We start from the raw sequence: 302 nt of genomic DNA, 5'->3' as shown, positions 1-302 counted from the left end.
CACCATGTTTTAGAGCCATTAGCTCAGTTGGTAGAGCATCTGACTTTTAATCAGAGGGTCAGAGGTTCGAATCCTCTATGGCTCACCATTTTAAATATACTATATATAAAAATAATTATTTAGCGGAAGTAGTTCAGCGGTAGAATACAACCTTGCCAAGGTTGGGGTCGCGGGTTCGAATCCCGTCTTCCGCTCCATTTTTATTTTTTTCTTGCCGGGGTGGCGGAACTGGCAGACGCACAGGACTTAAAATCCTGCGGTAAGTGATTACCGTACCGGTTCGATTCCGGTCCTCGGCACCA

The 302-nt window shown here is 45.7% G+C and carries 3 tRNA genes; all 3 read left to right on the top strand.

The window, feature by feature from the left end:
* Positions 1-12 precede the first annotated feature (12 nt).
* Positions 13-88 (top strand) — tRNA-Lys (locus LQ617_RS15910).
* 34 nt (positions 89-122) lie between these two features.
* A tRNA-Gly gene (locus LQ617_RS15905) sits at positions 123-197 on the top strand.
* Between the two features lie 16 nt (positions 198-213).
* Positions 214-302 (top strand) — tRNA-Leu (locus tag LQ617_RS15900).

This window comes from Mammaliicoccus sp. P-M59, from assembly GCF_022386135.1.
GTDB classification, from domain to species: domain Bacteria; phylum Bacillota; class Bacilli; order Staphylococcales; family Staphylococcaceae; genus Mammaliicoccus; species Mammaliicoccus sciuri_A.
The sequence above is the reverse complement of the archived record's forward strand: the minus strand, read 5'-3'. Positions and strand labels throughout refer to the sequence as shown.